Source organism: uncultured Streptomyces sp. (genome assembly GCF_947488945.1).
In the GTDB taxonomy this organism is placed as follows: domain Bacteria; phylum Actinomycetota; class Actinomycetes; order Streptomycetales; family Streptomycetaceae; genus Streptomyces.
Genome location: NZ_CANLBS010000012.1, coordinates 223,092 through 237,851 on the forward strand (window position 1 = coordinate 223,092; position 14,760 = coordinate 237,851).

A 14,760-nucleotide genomic window follows, 5' to 3' on the forward strand; every position below is an offset into this window, starting at 1 on the left:
AGAGGGGAGATACTTCCCCCGTTCGGAACCGTCCCCGTGGACGGATACCAGGGAGGACCCCAGTGACCTTGTTGCATCCCATCCGCGCGCGGCGGAGACGTCTCGGCGCGGTGGCAGCCGCCGCCGGACTCCTCGTCACGCTGCTGACCGCCACGAGCGCGTCCGCGTCGCCGGAGCCCGGCGACACCTCCACCGGAGTCGCTGCCGCCTCCGCGAGCCAGCAGGCCGAGGCGGAGGCGGCGATCGCGAGCGGCGAGATACCCGGCGTGGACGAGATCATCCACAGCTCCAACATCGAGCACCTCGCCAACGTGCCGAAGGACGCGCTGCCCGGCACCAACTCGGACCTCGTGTTCCAGGGGAAGTACGCCTTCTCCGGCAACTACGACGGGTTCCGGATCTTCGACATCAGCAACCCGAGGAAGCCGAAGACGGTCGCCCAGGTCCTGTGTCCGGGCTCGCAGAACGACATCTCGGTCTCGGGGAACCTGCTGTTCCTCTCCACCGACTCCTCGCGCAGCGACAACTCGTGCTCCAGCACCACCCAGCCCGCCACGGAGAAGTCCTCCTGGGAGGGCATGAAGATCTTCGACATCAGCGACAAGCGGAACCCCGAGTACGTCGCCGCCGTCGAGACCGCCTGTGGCTCGCACACCCACACGATCGTGCCCGAGGGCAAGAACGTCTACATCTACGTCTCCTCGTACTCGCCCAACGAGACGTTCCCGGACTGCCAGCCGCCGCACGACGGCATCTCGATCATCAAGGTGCCGCGCAAGGCGCCCGAGCAGGCGCGGATCGTCAACTTCCCCGTCCTCTTCCCGGACGGTGGCAACCCGGGGGCCCCGACCAACCCCGGCGTCTCCAGGACGACCGGCTGCCACGACATCACCGTGCTGCCGTCCAAGGACCTGGCGGCCGCCGCGTGCCTGGGTGACGGCCTGCTGTTCTCCATCAAGGACCCCGAGAACCCGAAGATCATCGACCGGGTCCAGGACAACGTGAACTTCGCCTTCTGGCACTCCGCCACCTTCAACCAGGACGCGGACAAGGTCGTCTTCACGGACGAGCTCGGCGGCGGCGGCGCGGCCACCTGCAACGCGGCCATCGGCCCGAACCGCGGCGCCGACGGCATCTACGACATCGTCGGCCGGGGCGACCACCGCAAGCTGGTCTTCCGCAGCTACTACAAGATCGACCGCCCGCAGGCCGACGTCGAGGTCTGCGTCGCCCACAACGGCTCGATCATCCCGGTCAAGGGCCGCGACATCATGGTCCAGGCCTGGTACCAGGGCGGCATCTCCGTCTGGGACTTCACCGACTCCTCGAAGCCCAAGGAGATCGGGTACTTCGAGCGCGGCCCGGTCACCCTCGACCGCGTCACGACGGCCGGTCCCTGGTCGGCGTACTACTACAACGGCTACATCTACTCCAACGACATCGCCAAGGGCTTCGACGTCCTGGCGCTGAACGACCGGCGTACCGACCCGGCCAAGCGGGTGCGGCTGGACGAGCTCAACGTGCAGACGCAGCCGGACTACTTCGACCGCTGATCCGGCCGGAGACCTCCGCGGGAGCGTCGTGCGCGGGCCGTCGGGGACACCCGGCGGCCCGCAGCCGTTCCTGGCGGCGCACGAGGCCGGAGAGGGAGCGCCCACGCGAGGGCGAAGGAAATTCATTGACCGGTGAGCCCGCCGGGGACATGCTGTAGCCCTGCGCCGGCCCGGCAACGCTGATCCGGCGCTCACCCGGCCGGAACGACCGCCGGGTGGCGCCCGGTTCCGGCGACGCGGGGGATCGCCGGAATCAGGCGGGCGCCGCCCGCTCCATGCAGACCAGCCCCGGCCGGTCGTCCCACGGCTCCACCACAGCGAACCCCGCCCGCGCGTACAGGCCGATCGCCGCCTCCCGCCACCGCCACACCGACAGCCGGACCGTACCCGCGCCCGCCCGCGCCGCGGCCGCGAGCCCTTCCGCGACCAGCGCCGAGGCGACCCCCGTGCCGCGCGCCGCCGGAACGCACCAGAGCCGTTTCAGCTCGCTGCCGCCGTCGACGGGCCGCGTGACGACCGCGCACCCGACGGGATCCCCCTCCCGCCGTGCCAGCAGCACCGTGTCCCCCTCGAAGGCGATGTGCGGGGAGACCACTTCGGCCCGGTAGCGGGCCGGCAGCGCTCCGACACCCGGCACCGGAACGCCCTTCTCCGCCTCGGTGGCCAGATGGTAGGCCCCCAGAAGCGGCCCGAGCCCGCTCCCGGGCGGAACGTCCCGCCCGGCGAGCCGGAGGACGGTGGGTGTGCGCCGATCGTTCATGGTCCGACTCTCGCACGTGCGCCGTCGCAGGTTCCCGGCCGGACCGGATGCCGGACGCAGGGGGCGGAGGTTCGGGGACGCGCCGCGGCGGAAGGGCGGTTCGGGGACGCGCCGCGACGGAAGGGCGGTACGGGGGCGCGCCGACGAGGCGGGACGGGTAGGAGAGAGGCGCCGCGCACCGTGGCCGGGGGTACGCCCCGAGGGCCCGGCGGGCGGGGCGGCGGGGATCAGGCGGCGGTGCGCACGCTGGTACCGGTCGCCGCGGCCCACTCCACCAGCAACCGCTGGTACGCCCTCTCCTCCTCGGGGGACAGCAGGCCGCCCGAACGTTTCCACAGGGCACGGATCTCACGATTCACGGCGGCTGCGGTACGTACGGAACGGGACGAGGTCGGCATGGTGGACATGGACCCAGGCTACGACCGCAATTCGGTCAACCCGCACGCTAAAGGGCAGGGTGATTGTCACACGGCGGTGATTGTCACACCGGGGCCTTGCTCACATTCCGGACACTGCGTGCGGCAACCGCCCTCCGCCCCGCGCCTTCCGTGCCCGCTGTCACACCGGGGGCACCGCTCGTGCCCGCCGTCACACGGCCCCGCCGCCCCGCCGTCAGGCCGCCCCGCCGTCACGCCGCCCCGGCACCGACCAGCCCGAGCGCCCGCAGACCGTCGGGCCGCCCGGTCACCGGGAGGTGGTCCACGAAGCGGACCTCGCAGCCCAGGGCCGCCGCCCCACCGTCCGCGTGCCGGTCGTCGCCAACCATCACCGCCTCCGCGGGCGGCAGGTCCAGGGCCGCGAGCGCGGTCCGGAAGAGCTCCGGGTCCGGCTTCTGCACCCCGTGCTCGAAGGAGAGCACATAGGCGTCGACGAACTCGTCCAGTCCGTGGGCGCGGAAGACGGGCCGCAAGTCCCAGCCGATGTTGCTGACCACCGCGATCCGCGTCCCGTCCGCCCGCAGCCCACGCAGCACCTCCGCCGCGTCCGGGTACGGCAGCCACGCCGCCGGTTCCATGTGGCGGGCGTAGAGCGCGTCGTAGAGTCCGTCCTCGGGCAGCGCCACCTCGCGGGCCAGCCCGGTGTACGCGGCACGGTGCAACTCCGCGCTCTCGTCCCGGCGCGCGTACGCCCGCGCCAGGCGCGCGGGAACCCGCACCGGCTGCGGACCGCCCGGCAGCGCCCCGGCGGCCGTCAGCTCCGCCACGTACCGCCCGATCTCCTCCTCGGCCGGCCGGACGCCGTGCGCCGGGAGCACCGAGCGGAACCAGGAGTCCACCGACTCGATGCGGAAGAGAGTCCCGGAGAAATCGAACATCACGCCCTTGATCGTCATGCGCCGATCCTGCCCGGTCCGTCCGCCGGGCCACAACCGGCCCCGGAACCCCCGCCCCACCCGCGCCGCCCGGCCCGCCCGCACCGCCCGGTCCGCCCGCGTCGCCCGGTCCGCCCGCACCGCACGGTCCGGGCGCGCCACCACGGCCGGGGCTCCGCCCCGTACGTCCCGCGGTCCGCTCAGCTCCCCGTCCGCGCCCGTGCGGCGGCCCGCGCCGCGACCGCGAACGCCACGGTGCAGGAACCCATCAGCACCCCGCCGACCACGTCGGACAGCCAGTGCACCCCGAGGAAGACCCGCGTGAACCCCACCCCCACGACGGAGACGCCGGCCAGGGCGAGCGCACCCCGCCGGACGGCGGGACGGGCCCCGGCGCGGTGCACCAGCCACAACAGCACCCCACTCCCCACCACCAACGTCATCACATGGCCGGACGGGAAAGCCGCGTAATGGGCGAGGTCCACCGGGTCCGGCCAGTGCGGCCGCTCCCGCCCCACCGCGGCCTTGACCCCCTGCTGCACCGCCGAGGCCAGCAGCGCCGTCGCCGCCACCCACCCCGCCGTCGTCCGGGCGCCCTTCCACCACAGCACGACCACCGCCACCGCGAGCAGCGCGCGTACCGTCCAGGGGTCCCAGACCCAGTCCGTCATGATCCGGTTGGCGTGGACGAGACCGGGGTCGGCCACCGCGCGACGGTGCAGGGCCTCGGCCACCGCGCGGTCCAGCCGCAGCAGCGGCGCCCAGCCGGCCGCAACCAGACCCAGCAGGACGAGCGAGAGTCCGCCGCAGGCCACCCCGGCACGCACCCCTCGGGCCACGGTGCGGTCCCGCACCGGCGATCCAGGGCGGGCGGGGGAGCGGAGCGAGGACGGCGACGGGGAGGACATGGACCGATCCTCGCCGATGAGCGCCGCCCACGGCCAGCGCAGGGGCCGGAGACACGCGCCCCGTACCGATCCGATGGCGGGCCAGGGAGACACGCGCCCCGTGCCGATCCGACGGCGGGCGCCAGGGAGGGGAGAGCCGGCAACGCCACGCGGGGCGCAGGGTCAGCGCAGTGCGTTGAGGCCGGGCACCAGGGCGACCACCAGCGGCACCGCAGGGACCAGCGCCGCGACCGCGGTGAGCCGCAGCCGACGGCCCGCCGTCAGGCGTTCGACCGGGGACAACAGGCGGTTCACCCGCTTCGGCACCTCGGCGTGCGGCGTCGGGCACGGTCCGAAGACCCCGCGGTCCTCGTTGAGCCCCACCAGCGCCAGCGCGGTCGTCAGCCTGCCGAACCGCCGCGACGCCACGTCGTCCGCCGCCAGCTCCACCAGCCGGTGCATCTCGTCCCGGAACGCCGCGAAGACCGGGACCTGCGGGAAACCCGCAGCCAGCGCGGCCGAACAGTGCAGCAGCCAGTCGTGCCGGGCCCGCGCGTGTCCCTGCTCGTGGGCCAGCACCGCGTCGAGCTGGCGGCCCTTCAGACGGCCCAGCGCGGCCGTGGTGATCACCAGTTGCGGCGTCGTGCCCGCCAGCCACCAGGCATCCGGACGCTCGCCCTCCAGCACCACCAACCGGTCACCGCCGGGCTTCTCGCCCGGCAACAGGGGCGCACGGGTCAGCAGTTCGGCCCGTCGCACGCGCCGCTGCCGCCGCGCCCGGCCGATCTCGCGCAGCAGCATCAGGCCGGACCACACCCCGCCCAAGGCGAGCAGGACCGCCACCACACCGGACCAGGGGCCGTACGCGGCGAGGGCGTACGCGTCGACCACGGCGTGCGGGGCCGGCGCGAACACGTGGCCGCGCACCGCCTGCCAGGCGGCGGCCGCGCTGAGCGTCATGGAGAGGGCGAACGACACCAGAACCCCGGCCACCACGCACTGCCAGACCCACAGGGCCACCACCGGCTCGCGTTCCGGCCACCGGGCGAGCGCCATCAGGCGCGGGGTCACCGCGGCGGTCGTCACACCGAGCAACAGCAGGGCGAAGGAGACCAACATGCGCGTCAGCCTATGAGCGCGGGCCACCCACGGGTACGGATGCGACCGTCAAGTGACGTACGCCACCGTGGCGTGCGCCGCGACGCGGTCCACCCGGCCTTCGCGGGGGCGGCCTCGTCCGCCGCTCGCATTTCCGTGCGTCCGCCCGGCAGCGTCACACGGTGAGCAGCATCGCGAACATCGCCATCGCCATCGTCAGCCGGCAGGCGAGCGCCAGCTCCGGTAGCCCGCCGCCGACTGCCGGCGGAGCGACGCCGGAGGCCGGTCCGCCCGCCGCCGTCGAGGCCACGGGTATGAGCCGGCCCGCCGCGCGCAGCACGTAGAGCGCGTAGTAGAGGAGGAGCAGGCCGGTCAGCACCGGCAGTCCACCGCCCATCGCCCCCGCGCCGTGTCCGGCGTGCCCGGTGGAGGAGCCGCCGGCCGGTGTCATCGCCACCGCCATGTAGACCATCGCCAGCGAACCGACCAGGTGGTGCGCGTGGTGGCCGCCCCGTGCGGCCGGCCGCAGCGCCCGCAGGGCCGCGCACCCGAACAGCACCGCGTACACCGCCCATGCCCAGACCGGGGTCGCCAGCACGGACGCGGGGACCGCCATCACCGCCATGCCGAGCCCCATGAGCGCCTCGGACAGGGCGGTCCGCCTCTCCTCGCCCGACGCGCCGTGCGCCCGCAGCAGGCAGTAGGCGCCCGTCGCCGCACAGAGCACCATGAGCAGCCAGCTGGACAGCGCCGGTCCGTGCACGGCACACCTCCCCCTCGGGCCGACCGGTGTCGACAGTCGTCCCATGGCTGCCCGTGCCCACCGCGATCAACCAGGCGCGCGGGGGAGCGAAAGGGGCACAAGGGGTGGTGAACCCAGTGCGCGCCGCCACCACCACCCGCCGTGCGCCGCCCCGCGCTGCGGCCGGGGTACTGGCCGGGTACGGGGGTCAGGGTCGGAGCGGCGGGGGCCGGGGCGGCCGGAGCGGGGAAGGCGGAACCGGGCGGCCGGCTCCGGGGCGGTCGGGATCACCGGCTGGACGCCCCGGTCGGGCCTCCCGGCGTCCGCGTTAGTCTCGGTGCGACCGGTCCGCGGCTGAGCAGCGGGCGCCGGCCACGCAGGCCGCGGCGCGAGCCGCGAGCAGGGGAACAGAGAGACAGAGATACGGAGAAGCGCAGCCATGGACACCGCCCCGCCCCGGGACACCCACCGCCTCACCTTCCGCACCGCCAGCGAGGACGACGTCCCGGCGCTCGTGGAGCTTGTCGAGTCGGCCTACCGGGGCGACTCCAGCCGGGCGGGCTGGACCACCGAGGCCGACATCCTCCAGGGACAGCGCACCGACGAGGACGGCGTCCGCGCGATCGTGACCGCTCCCGGCGGCCGCCTCCTGGTGGCCGAGCGCGACGGCGAACCGGTCGCCTGCTGCCAGCTCGAACACCGGGGCGAGGCAGCGTACTTCGGCATGTTCTCCGTACGCCCCGGTCTCCAGGGCGCGGGCCTCGGCAAGACCGTCATCGCCGAGGCCGAGCGGGTGGCCCGTGAAGACTGGAAGGCGTCCGAGATGCACATGACGGTGATCTCCGTGCGCGAGGAACTGATCGCGTTCTACGAGCGCCGCGGCTACCGCCGCACCGGCAAGCTCACCCCCTTCCCGTACGGCGACGAGCGCTTCGGCGTCCCGCTCCGCGACGACCTGGAGTTCGAGCTGCTGGTCAAGGCGTTGTAAGAGCCGTGGCAAGGGCGCGGGGCACCGGCGCGCCACCGGGTCGTGCTTCCCCACGGGGGTGAGGAAGAGTTTCCTCACGTCCTGCGGAAGCCCGGCCCCGCACCCGCCCGGAACGCGAGGCACCCGGAACGCCGAGTGCCCGGACCGCGCCGTCACCGGGCACAGGGCATCGGGCAAAGGGCACCGGGCATCGGGCACAGGGCGCCGGGCGGCACGGTGCGCCGTCCCGCGGGCGTCACCCTCCGGCGCGCACCGCCTCCCGGATCTCCGCGTAGTCGGTGGTCACCCCGTCCAGGCCGAACGCCCGTGCCAGCCGCAGTCGTTGCTCGGTGTTGACCACCCAGCCGATCACCCGCAGGCCCTCCCCGTGGGCCTGCTCGACCAGTTCCAGGGTCAGCCGGCGGATGCCCAGAGCGAGCGTGGACGCGCCCGCGGCCTCGGCCCGGTCCACGATGTCGGCGCCCCAGCGGCTCGCGATGAGCACCGTCCGGACGTCCGGCAGCAGCCGGTGGATCTCGGCGATCGCCGCGTCGTGGAAGGACGACACCTCCACCCGTTCGGCGATGCCCCGCCGCCGGATCACCTCCGCCAGTGACCGCGCCGCGGCGACGTCCTTGATCTCCGCCTGGACCGGCGAGCCGACGGCGTCCAGCACTTCTTCGAACAGCGGCACCGCCTCGCCCTGCCCGGCGTCCAGCACGCGCAGCTCCTCGAAGGTCAGGTCGGCGATCCGGCCCGTGCCGTCGGTCGTTCGGTCGACCTCGGCGTCGTGCATCACGATCAGGGCCCCGTCCTTGGAGAGATGCAGATCGAGTTCGACGGCGTCCATCCCGGCCCGCTCGGCCCGGACGAACGAACGCAGCGTGTTCTCGGGCTCGACGCCCATGAGGCCGCGGTGACCGATGGTGACGAATGGCAACGACAACGTGCTCCCGCTTTCGTGTGCGACTCCCCGTCGGGCCGGTATGTACCCGAACCGCGACCGCTCCATGGCTCACTGCCAGAAGTCACGCCGCTCCGTATTGCGGCAGGAAAAATATCGGTGACCATGGCGGTGTACAGGAAGTTTTACAGGTCCCCACTTGTCCCGGAGATCCGGACGCCTATACGGTGTCGGAACGCGAGGTTCTCCCGTGGAGGAACGGTTATGACGGAAATTCTTGTGCACGACATCCACGGTGAGGCGGAACCCGCCGCCGCGAAGGTCGTCGAGCATCCTGCCTGGCCCCGGCTCAGGGACGCCGTGGAGCAGATCCGCCCCTGGCAGTCCAAGGACGGCTCGATCGACTTCGACGCCGAGGGCGCCCCCGAGGCCCCCGCCGTCGCCATGGCACTCGCGCGCGTGATCGCCGCCGTCGAGGAGCTGTCCCCCCTGCTCCCGCACGACGCGCTGTACCACGAGGCGCTGGTGGCGGACCTGCGCGCCTGGGAGGCCGGCGGATTCGACGTACCGGACTTCCTCGACTCGCTGCTCGCCTTCCAGCCCGCCGCGAACCGGGTCGACGGCCTCCAGCACCTGGTCGTCTTCCCCATGTACACGCAGAACGGCAACCCGGACCGGAATCTCGAAGCCGTCGTGCTGCGGATGGTCTGGCCCGAGTGGCTCGCCGAACTGGAAGCGACCCGGTACGACAACCCGCTCTTCTGCGGCATCACCTTCGAGGGCTTCACCTCCGGCTACGACACCAACTCCGCGGTCCTCTTCCCCGAGACGATCGCCGTACGTGAAGCGCCGGAACGTTTCAGCTGGGGCGGCATCTTCTGCGACCGCGAGGCCGCCCGTTTCCGCCGTGTCACCGAGGCCGCCGTCGGCCTGCTCGGTCTCGACCTGCCCGAGGAAATCCGGGCCATGATCGACGACCAGGGCCGCTGCGAACAGGCCTTCGTGCTCTGGGACATGATCCACGACCGCACCCACAGCCGCGGCGACCTGCCGTTCGACCCCTTCATGATCAAGCAGCGCCAGCCGTTCTGGATGTACGGGCTGGAGGAGCTGCGCTGCGACCTCACCGCCTTCAAGGAGGCCGTGAAGCTGGAGGCCGACGGGTTCCCGCAGGGCCGCGACGTCCAGTACGCCGTCCTCTTCGACCGGATGTTCCGCTTCCCGGTGACCGGCGAGCGGGTCCGCAACTACGACGGACTCGGCGGCCAGCTTCTCTTCGCCTACCTGCACAAGCACGACGTCGTGCGGTGGACGGACAACACCCTCAAGATCGACTGGGACCGCGCCCCCGAGGTCACCAACCAGCTCTGCGGCGAGATCGAGCAGCTCTACCGGGCCGGGATCGACCGCCCGAAGCTGGTGCACTGGTTCGCCGCCTACGACCTGGTCTCCACCTACCTCGCGCCCCATCCGGGATCCCGCTGGGCCAAGGGCCCCGACGCCCTCGACCTGGAAAAGCCCCCGCGGAAACTGGTGGACGACGTGCTTGCGGACGAGTTTCCCCTGAGCATGTTCTACGAGGCGCTCTCCAAGAAACTGAAGCACGTGATCGCGGAAACCAAGGGGATCACCGCTGCGGATGCCGGGCGGGCGGCGTGACGAAGCGCGAGGAGGCGGTGGCCATGAACGGAATCCGGACGAACGGCGACGGGGGTGCACTCGAGGGCGCGGTGATCGCGGTGGCCGGTGCCGCCGGACCGGCGGGCCGGGCCGCGCTGCTGCGGCTGGCCGAGGCGGGGGCGGTCGTCGTCGCCTCCGACGCCCACCCCGAACGCCTCGCGGAGGCGGTGGACGCGGCCCGCTACGCCCACGGAGGGGCGACGGTCACCGGCGACACCGTCGATCTGCTGGACCTGGCCGCGACGCGGGAGTGGGCCGACAAGACCGAGAAGGAGTTCGGCCGCATCGACGGCCTGGTGCACCTCGTCGGCGGGTGGCGCGGCAGCGCGAGCTTCGCCGAGACCGCCCTCGCCGACTGGGACCTGCTGGACCGGCTGCTGGTGCGCACCCTCCAGTCCACCTCGCTGGCGTTCGAGCCCGGACTGCGGCGCAGCGACCGCGGCCGGTTCGTGCTGATCAGCGCTGCGGGCGCCAGCAAGCCCACGGCCGGCAACGCGGCGTACGCGGCCGCCAAGGCCGCGGCCGAGGCCTGGACGCTGGCCCTCGCGGACGAGTTCCGCAAGGCGGGGGGCGACGACGGGCCGAAGACGGCGGCTGCGATCCTGGTGGTCAAAGCACTGGTGCACGACGCGATGCGCGCCGAGCGCCCGAATGCGAAGTTCGCGGGTTTCACCGACGTCACGGAACTGGCCGATGCCATCGCCGGCGTCTGGGACGCGCCCGCCGGAGAAGTGAACGGAAAGCGCCTGTGGCTGACTCCGCAACAGTGACGACCGACGCCCGTCGGCACCACGACCCTCTCGTACGCGGCTTCGCCAGCGACAACTACGCGGGGGTGCATCCGGAGATCCTGGCCGCCGTCGCCCTCGCCAACGAGGGCCATCAGACCGCCTACGGGGCGGACGACTACACCGGCCACCTCCAGGAGGTCGTGCGCGGCCACTTCGGCCCCGCCGCCGAGGCGTTCCCGGTCTTCAACGGCACGGGCGCCAACGTCCTCGCCCTCCAGGCGCTGACCGACCGCTGGGGCGCGGTGATCTGCGCCGACTCCGCCCACATCCAGGTCGACGAGGGCGGGGCGCCGGAGCGGATGGGCGGCCTCAAGCTGCACACCGTGCCCACCCCGGACGGGAAGCTGACGCCGGAGCTCATCGACCGGCAGGCGTACGGCTGGGACGACGAGCACCGGGCGATGCCGCAGGTGGTCTCGATCACCCAGAGCACCGAACTGGGCACCCTCTACACGCCCGAGGAGATCCGGGCGCTCTGCGACCACGCGCACGGGCTCGGCATGAAGGTGCACCTCGACGGCTCCCGGATCGCCAATGCGACGGCCTCGCTGGGCGTGCCCGTGCGGGACTTCACCACCGATGCCGGAGTGGACGTGCTCTCCTTCGGCGGCACCAAGAACGGCGCGCTGCTCGGCGAGGCCGTGATCGTTCTCGACCCGGGCGCGGTCCGGGCCATGAAGCACCTGCGCAAGACGTCCATGCAGCTCGCCTCCAAGATGCGTTTCGTCTCGGTGCAGTTGGAGGCGCTGCTGGCCGGAGACCTCTGGCTGCGCAACGCCCGCCACGCCAACGCGATGGCGCAGCGGCTGGCGGAAGGCGTGCGCGGGGTCGACGGGGTGGAGATCCTTTATCCGGTCCAGGCGAACGCGGTCTTCGCCCGCCTGCCGCGCGAGGCCTCGGAGCGGCTCCAGAAGCGGTTCCGCTTCTACTTCTGGGACGAGGCCGCCGGCGATGTCCGCTGGATGTGCGCCTTCGACACCACGGAGGACGACGTGGACGCCTTCGTGCGGGCGCTGGCCGAAGAGGTCGCGGCCTGCTGATACCCGCTGAGGATGTATGAGTATGCGGTCGAGTGCAAATCCATTGGACTTGGGCTCGACCGCACTCCTATGCTCCCCGGCATGGAACCCCTGCCCGCAGAACCCGGAATCGCGCCCTATCTGGCGGCCGACGACGTCATCGACCACGAGCATCCCGCGGTACGCGCGGTGGCCGGAGGCCTCGGTTTCGGCACCGCTCCACCGCATACCTACGCGGCCGCCGCCTACACCCATGTCCGCGACACGATCCCGCACTCCATGGACTCGGGCGATCCGCGCGTCACCTGGCGGGCCTCCGACGTGCTCACCGCCCGTACCGGCATCTGCTACGCCAAGTCGCACGCGCTGGTCGCGCTGCTGCGGGCGGCCGCCATCCCGGCCGGCCTCTGCTACCAGCGGCTGACGGAGGACGACGGGAGCGCCCCCGTGGTGCACGGCCTCGTCGCCCTGCGGCTGCCCGGCACGGAGCGCTGGGTCCGTCAGGACCCGCGTGGCAACAAGCCGGGCGTCGACGCGCAGTTCTCGCTCGAACGGGAGCGGCCGGCCTGGACCGTCCGCCCGGAACTCGGTGAGATCGACTACCCGCGGCTGTACGCGACGCCCCCGCCGGCGATCCTGCGCGTGCTCCGTGCGGCCCGGGACCGGCAACACCTGGCCGGCCTGCTGCCCACCGCCCTCTGAACGGGGCCTACCGGTCCGGTGCACGGACGGACGGGCGGGGCGGCCGGGCGGGAGCGGCCGTCGTGCCCCTCCCGCGACGGCCGCCGTCCGGTCAGCTCCGCTCGCGCACCTCGGCCGCGGTCGGCGCGGTGCCGCCGAGGTGGGCGGGCACCCACCAGGTGTCCGAGGCGTCCTTCGGCCGCACCGGGTAGGCGCGCTGGGCGGCTTCGAGCACTTCCTGGACCCGCTCGCGCAGCCGGCGGGTGATCGCGCCCGCGTACTGGTCCGCCGGCGCCTCCAGCGGTTCGCCCACCCTTATGGTCACGGGGATGTGGCTGCGGCGGAAGTTGCGCGGCTGGCCCTTGGTCCACAGCCGCTGGGTGCCCCAGAGCGCCATCGGGATCAACGGCACCCCGGCCTCCTGGGCGAGGCGCGCCGCACCGGACTTGAAGCTCTTGAGCGTGAACGACTCCGAGATCGTCGCCTCGGGGAACACGCCGATGATCTCGCCGGAGCGCAGCGATTCGAGCGCGTGCGCATACGCGTTCTCGCCCTGCTTGCGGTCGACCGGGATGTGCTTCATGCCCCGCATCAGCGGACCCGAGACCTTGTGTCGGAAGACCGAGTCCTTCGCCATGAACCGGACGAGCCGCTTCTGGGGCAGGGCGGCGAGACCGTTGAAGATGAAGTCGAGATAGCTGATGTGATTGCTGACCAGGACCGCGCCGCCGGTTCTCGGGATGTGCTCCGAACCCTGAGTGTCGATCTTCAGGTCCAGCGCCTTGAACATGGTGCGGGCGGCGCCGATGACCGGCCGATAGACGAGCTCTGCCATCTGGAGAAACCCCTTCTTCTGTTCTTGTGTGCCTGAGGAGGATGCTCCCGGCAGAAGTTACGCAGCCGTAGGTTTTCGGCACTGTGGCGATCGTGCCCCATGAGGGACGCCGTGGCCAGCCCCGGTGGCGGCGGAGCGCGAGATTCTCATCACGTGCCGGTCACGGGAATGCGGCGGCGTATCCGGACGCTGACCCCTTTCGATGAACTCCGACAACCGCGACAAGCTCACCACCGGCGGCCCGGACGGCTCCGGCGACCGCCTCGACGCGTCCCGACTCGGCGCGGAACTGGGGGAGCGGGCCACCCTGGTCCAGTTCTCCAGCGCCTTCTGCCAGCCCTGCCGGGCCACCCGCCGCACCCTCGCCGAGGTGGCGGGCATGGTCGACGGCGTCGCCCACGTCGAGATCGACGCCGAGGCGCACCTCCCGTTGGTCCGTGCCCTCGGCATCACCCGGACCCCGACCGTGCTCATCCTCGACGCGGGTGGCCGTGTCGTCCGCCGGGCCTCCGGGCAACCGCGCACCGTCGACGTGGTGGCGGCCCTCGGCCGGGCGATGTGACCGCCGGTGACGTGCCTCCCACATCGCGGTACGCACTTGACTGTAGGCGTCACGCATCGTCACGCTGACGAGATGCCGTCGGAACTCCTTCTCTACGGTCGTCTCCACGTCGACCTGGTGCGCCACGCGGGCGCGCGCTGTCCGGGTGCCTGAACACCCCCGGCCCCGTACGCCACACTCGCAGAAGGATCACTCCATGACGGCCTCGTCCGAGACCCGCACGCCGGTACCCGCCTCCCCCGAACTGCTGCGCTCGGTCTTCCGGCAGCACGCCGCCGGGGTGGCGGTGATCACCGCGGCGGGCGAAGGGCCGGTCGGCTTCACGGCGACCTCGCTGAACTCCGTGGCCGCCGAGCCGCCGCTGATCTCCTTCGGGGTCGGCACCGGGTCCTCCAGCTGGCCGGTGGTGGCCGAGGCCGAGCACATAGGGGTGCACCTGCTCCATGAGGACCAGCACGAGCTGGCGGCCACCTTCGCCCGCAGCGGCGCCGACCGCTTCGGCGCGTCCACCGACTGGCGCAGCGGACCGGAGGGCGTCCCGGTGCTCGGCGGCGTGCTGGCGTGGCTGGTGTGCCGCGTGGTCGCCCGCATTCCGGCGGCGGACCATGTCATCGTCATCGCCCGCGTCGAGGTCGGCGACCCGGCGGGCGCGGGCCGCCCGCTCGTCTATCACCAGGGGCGGTTCACCGCTCTGCGCGACTGACGCCGCGCCCTCGCCACCGCGTCGCGCCGGGTTGGCAACGTCACAGTGATAAGCGCTTGCTCAGCGGGTACGCGATGGGTGTACTGACGGGTAATGTTTTGCTCGGTGAGCCGGTCGTCCCGACCGGGAAACCGCCCCATCAGGCGCCTATGCTGCGAGCAACGAGGCAGCCCCAGAACACACGATGCAGTAGGAGAGCCGGCGTGAGCTTGAGGATCGTTGTCCCTGTGAAGTTTGTGCCCGACGCGACCGGTGAGCGGCGTTTC

16 protein-coding genes are annotated in these 14,760 nt (G+C 72.4%); 8 read left to right on the forward strand and 8 right to left on the reverse strand.

The genetic code is table 11. The features are described 5' to 3' along the window. Positions 1-62: 62 nt before the first annotated feature. On the forward strand, positions 63-1,553 hold the full coding sequence (locus Q0994_RS20850) for an LVIVD repeat-containing protein (protein WP_299537227.1): 1,491 nt from the start codon (positions 63-65) through the stop codon (positions 1,551-1,553). A gap of 253 nt (positions 1,554-1,806) precedes the next feature. Here Q0994_RS20850 and Q0994_RS20855 read toward each other — a convergent pair whose 3' ends face one another. The 6 genes from Q0994_RS20855 to Q0994_RS20880 all read right to left on the reverse strand — a co-directional run bounded on the left by Q0994_RS20855 (position 1,807) and on the right by Q0994_RS20880 (position 6,373). Further along, positions 1,807-2,313, reverse strand: a complete 507-nt coding sequence (locus tag Q0994_RS20855; RefSeq protein ID WP_299537230.1) for a GNAT family N-acetyltransferase — start codon at positions 2,311-2,313, stop codon at positions 1,807-1,809. A 227-nt stretch (positions 2,314-2,540) separates the two neighbouring features. Next, the gene (locus tag Q0994_RS20860) at positions 2,541-2,720 is read right to left on the reverse strand and encodes a hypothetical protein (protein ID WP_299537232.1); all 180 of its coding nucleotides are present in this window, start codon (positions 2,718-2,720) and stop codon (positions 2,541-2,543) included. A gap of 221 nt (positions 2,721-2,941) precedes the next feature. Continuing rightward, positions 2,942-3,646, reverse strand: a complete 705-nt coding sequence (locus tag Q0994_RS20865; RefSeq protein WP_299537234.1) for an HAD family hydrolase — start codon at positions 3,644-3,646, stop codon at positions 2,942-2,944. Positions 3,647-3,825: 179 nt separating this feature from the next. Next, positions 3,826-4,533 (reverse strand): phosphatase PAP2 family protein, encoded by a 708-nt coding sequence (locus Q0994_RS20870; RefSeq protein WP_299537236.1) that lies wholly within the window; start codon positions 4,531-4,533, stop codon positions 3,826-3,828. Between the two features lie 162 nt (positions 4,534-4,695). Continuing rightward, on the reverse strand, positions 4,696-5,631 hold the full coding sequence (locus Q0994_RS20875) for a M56 family metallopeptidase (protein WP_299537239.1): 936 nt from the start codon (positions 5,629-5,631) through the stop codon (positions 4,696-4,698). Positions 5,632-5,785: 154 nt separating this feature from the next. Further along, complete coding sequence (locus tag Q0994_RS20880; protein WP_299537242.1) at positions 5,786-6,373, reverse strand: DUF5134 domain-containing protein; 588 nt, start codon at positions 6,371-6,373, stop codon at positions 5,786-5,788. Between the two features lie 418 nt (positions 6,374-6,791). Between Q0994_RS20880 and Q0994_RS20885 the strand changes: the two genes are divergently transcribed. Then, entirely contained in the window at positions 6,792-7,340 is a 549-nt protein-coding gene (locus Q0994_RS20885) for a GNAT family N-acetyltransferase (protein WP_299537245.1), read from the forward strand. Positions 7,341-7,575: 235 nt separating this feature from the next. Here the strand turns inward: Q0994_RS20885 and Q0994_RS20890 are convergent, their stop codons facing one another. Beyond that, positions 7,576-8,259, reverse strand: coding sequence for a glycerophosphodiester phosphodiesterase family protein (locus Q0994_RS20890; protein ID WP_299537294.1), 684 nt, complete (start codon positions 8,257-8,259; stop codon positions 7,576-7,578). Between the two features lie 228 nt (positions 8,260-8,487). On the opposite strand from Q0994_RS20890, the gene Q0994_RS20895 reads away from it, so the two are divergent. The 4 genes from Q0994_RS20895 to Q0994_RS20910 all read left to right on the forward strand — a co-directional run bounded on the left by Q0994_RS20895 (position 8,488) and on the right by Q0994_RS20910 (position 12,415). After that, positions 8,488-9,882 carry a DUF6421 family protein gene (locus Q0994_RS20895; protein ID WP_299537247.1) on the forward strand — a complete coding sequence of 465 codons (1,395 nt, stop codon included), beginning with the start codon at positions 8,488-8,490 and terminating at the stop codon, positions 9,880-9,882. A 23-nt stretch (positions 9,883-9,905) separates the two neighbouring features. After that, on the forward strand, positions 9,906-10,673 hold the full coding sequence (locus Q0994_RS20900; RefSeq protein ID WP_299537250.1) for an SDR family oxidoreductase: 768 nt from the start codon (positions 9,906-9,908) through the stop codon (positions 10,671-10,673). Then, on the forward strand, positions 10,670-11,734 hold the full coding sequence (locus Q0994_RS20905; protein WP_299537297.1) for a low specificity L-threonine aldolase: 1,065 nt from the start codon (positions 10,670-10,672) through the stop codon (positions 11,732-11,734). The genes Q0994_RS20900 and Q0994_RS20905 overlap by 4 nt, the downstream gene beginning before the upstream one ends. Positions 11,735-11,815: 81 nt before the next feature. Beyond that, the gene (locus Q0994_RS20910) at positions 11,816-12,415 is read left to right on the forward strand and encodes a transglutaminase family protein (protein ID WP_299537253.1); all 600 of its coding nucleotides are present in this window, start codon (positions 11,816-11,818) and stop codon (positions 12,413-12,415) included. 91 nt (positions 12,416-12,506) lie between these two features. On the opposite strand, the gene Q0994_RS20915 is transcribed toward Q0994_RS20910, so the two are convergent. Then, complete coding sequence (locus Q0994_RS20915) at positions 12,507-13,229, reverse strand: 1-acyl-sn-glycerol-3-phosphate acyltransferase (protein ID WP_299537256.1); 723 nt, start codon at positions 13,227-13,229, stop codon at positions 12,507-12,509. 202 nt (positions 13,230-13,431) lie between these two features. On the opposite strand from Q0994_RS20915, the gene Q0994_RS20920 reads away from it, so the two are divergent. Beyond that, positions 13,432-13,791 carry a thioredoxin family protein gene (locus tag Q0994_RS20920; RefSeq protein ID WP_299537259.1) on the forward strand — a complete coding sequence of 120 codons (360 nt, stop codon included), beginning with the start codon at positions 13,432-13,434 and terminating at the stop codon, positions 13,789-13,791. 196 nt (positions 13,792-13,987) lie between these two features. Then, on the forward strand, positions 13,988-14,494 hold the full coding sequence (locus Q0994_RS20925) for a flavin reductase family protein (RefSeq protein ID WP_299537262.1): 507 nt from the start codon (positions 13,988-13,990) through the stop codon (positions 14,492-14,494). Positions 14,495-14,760 lie beyond the last annotated feature (266 nt).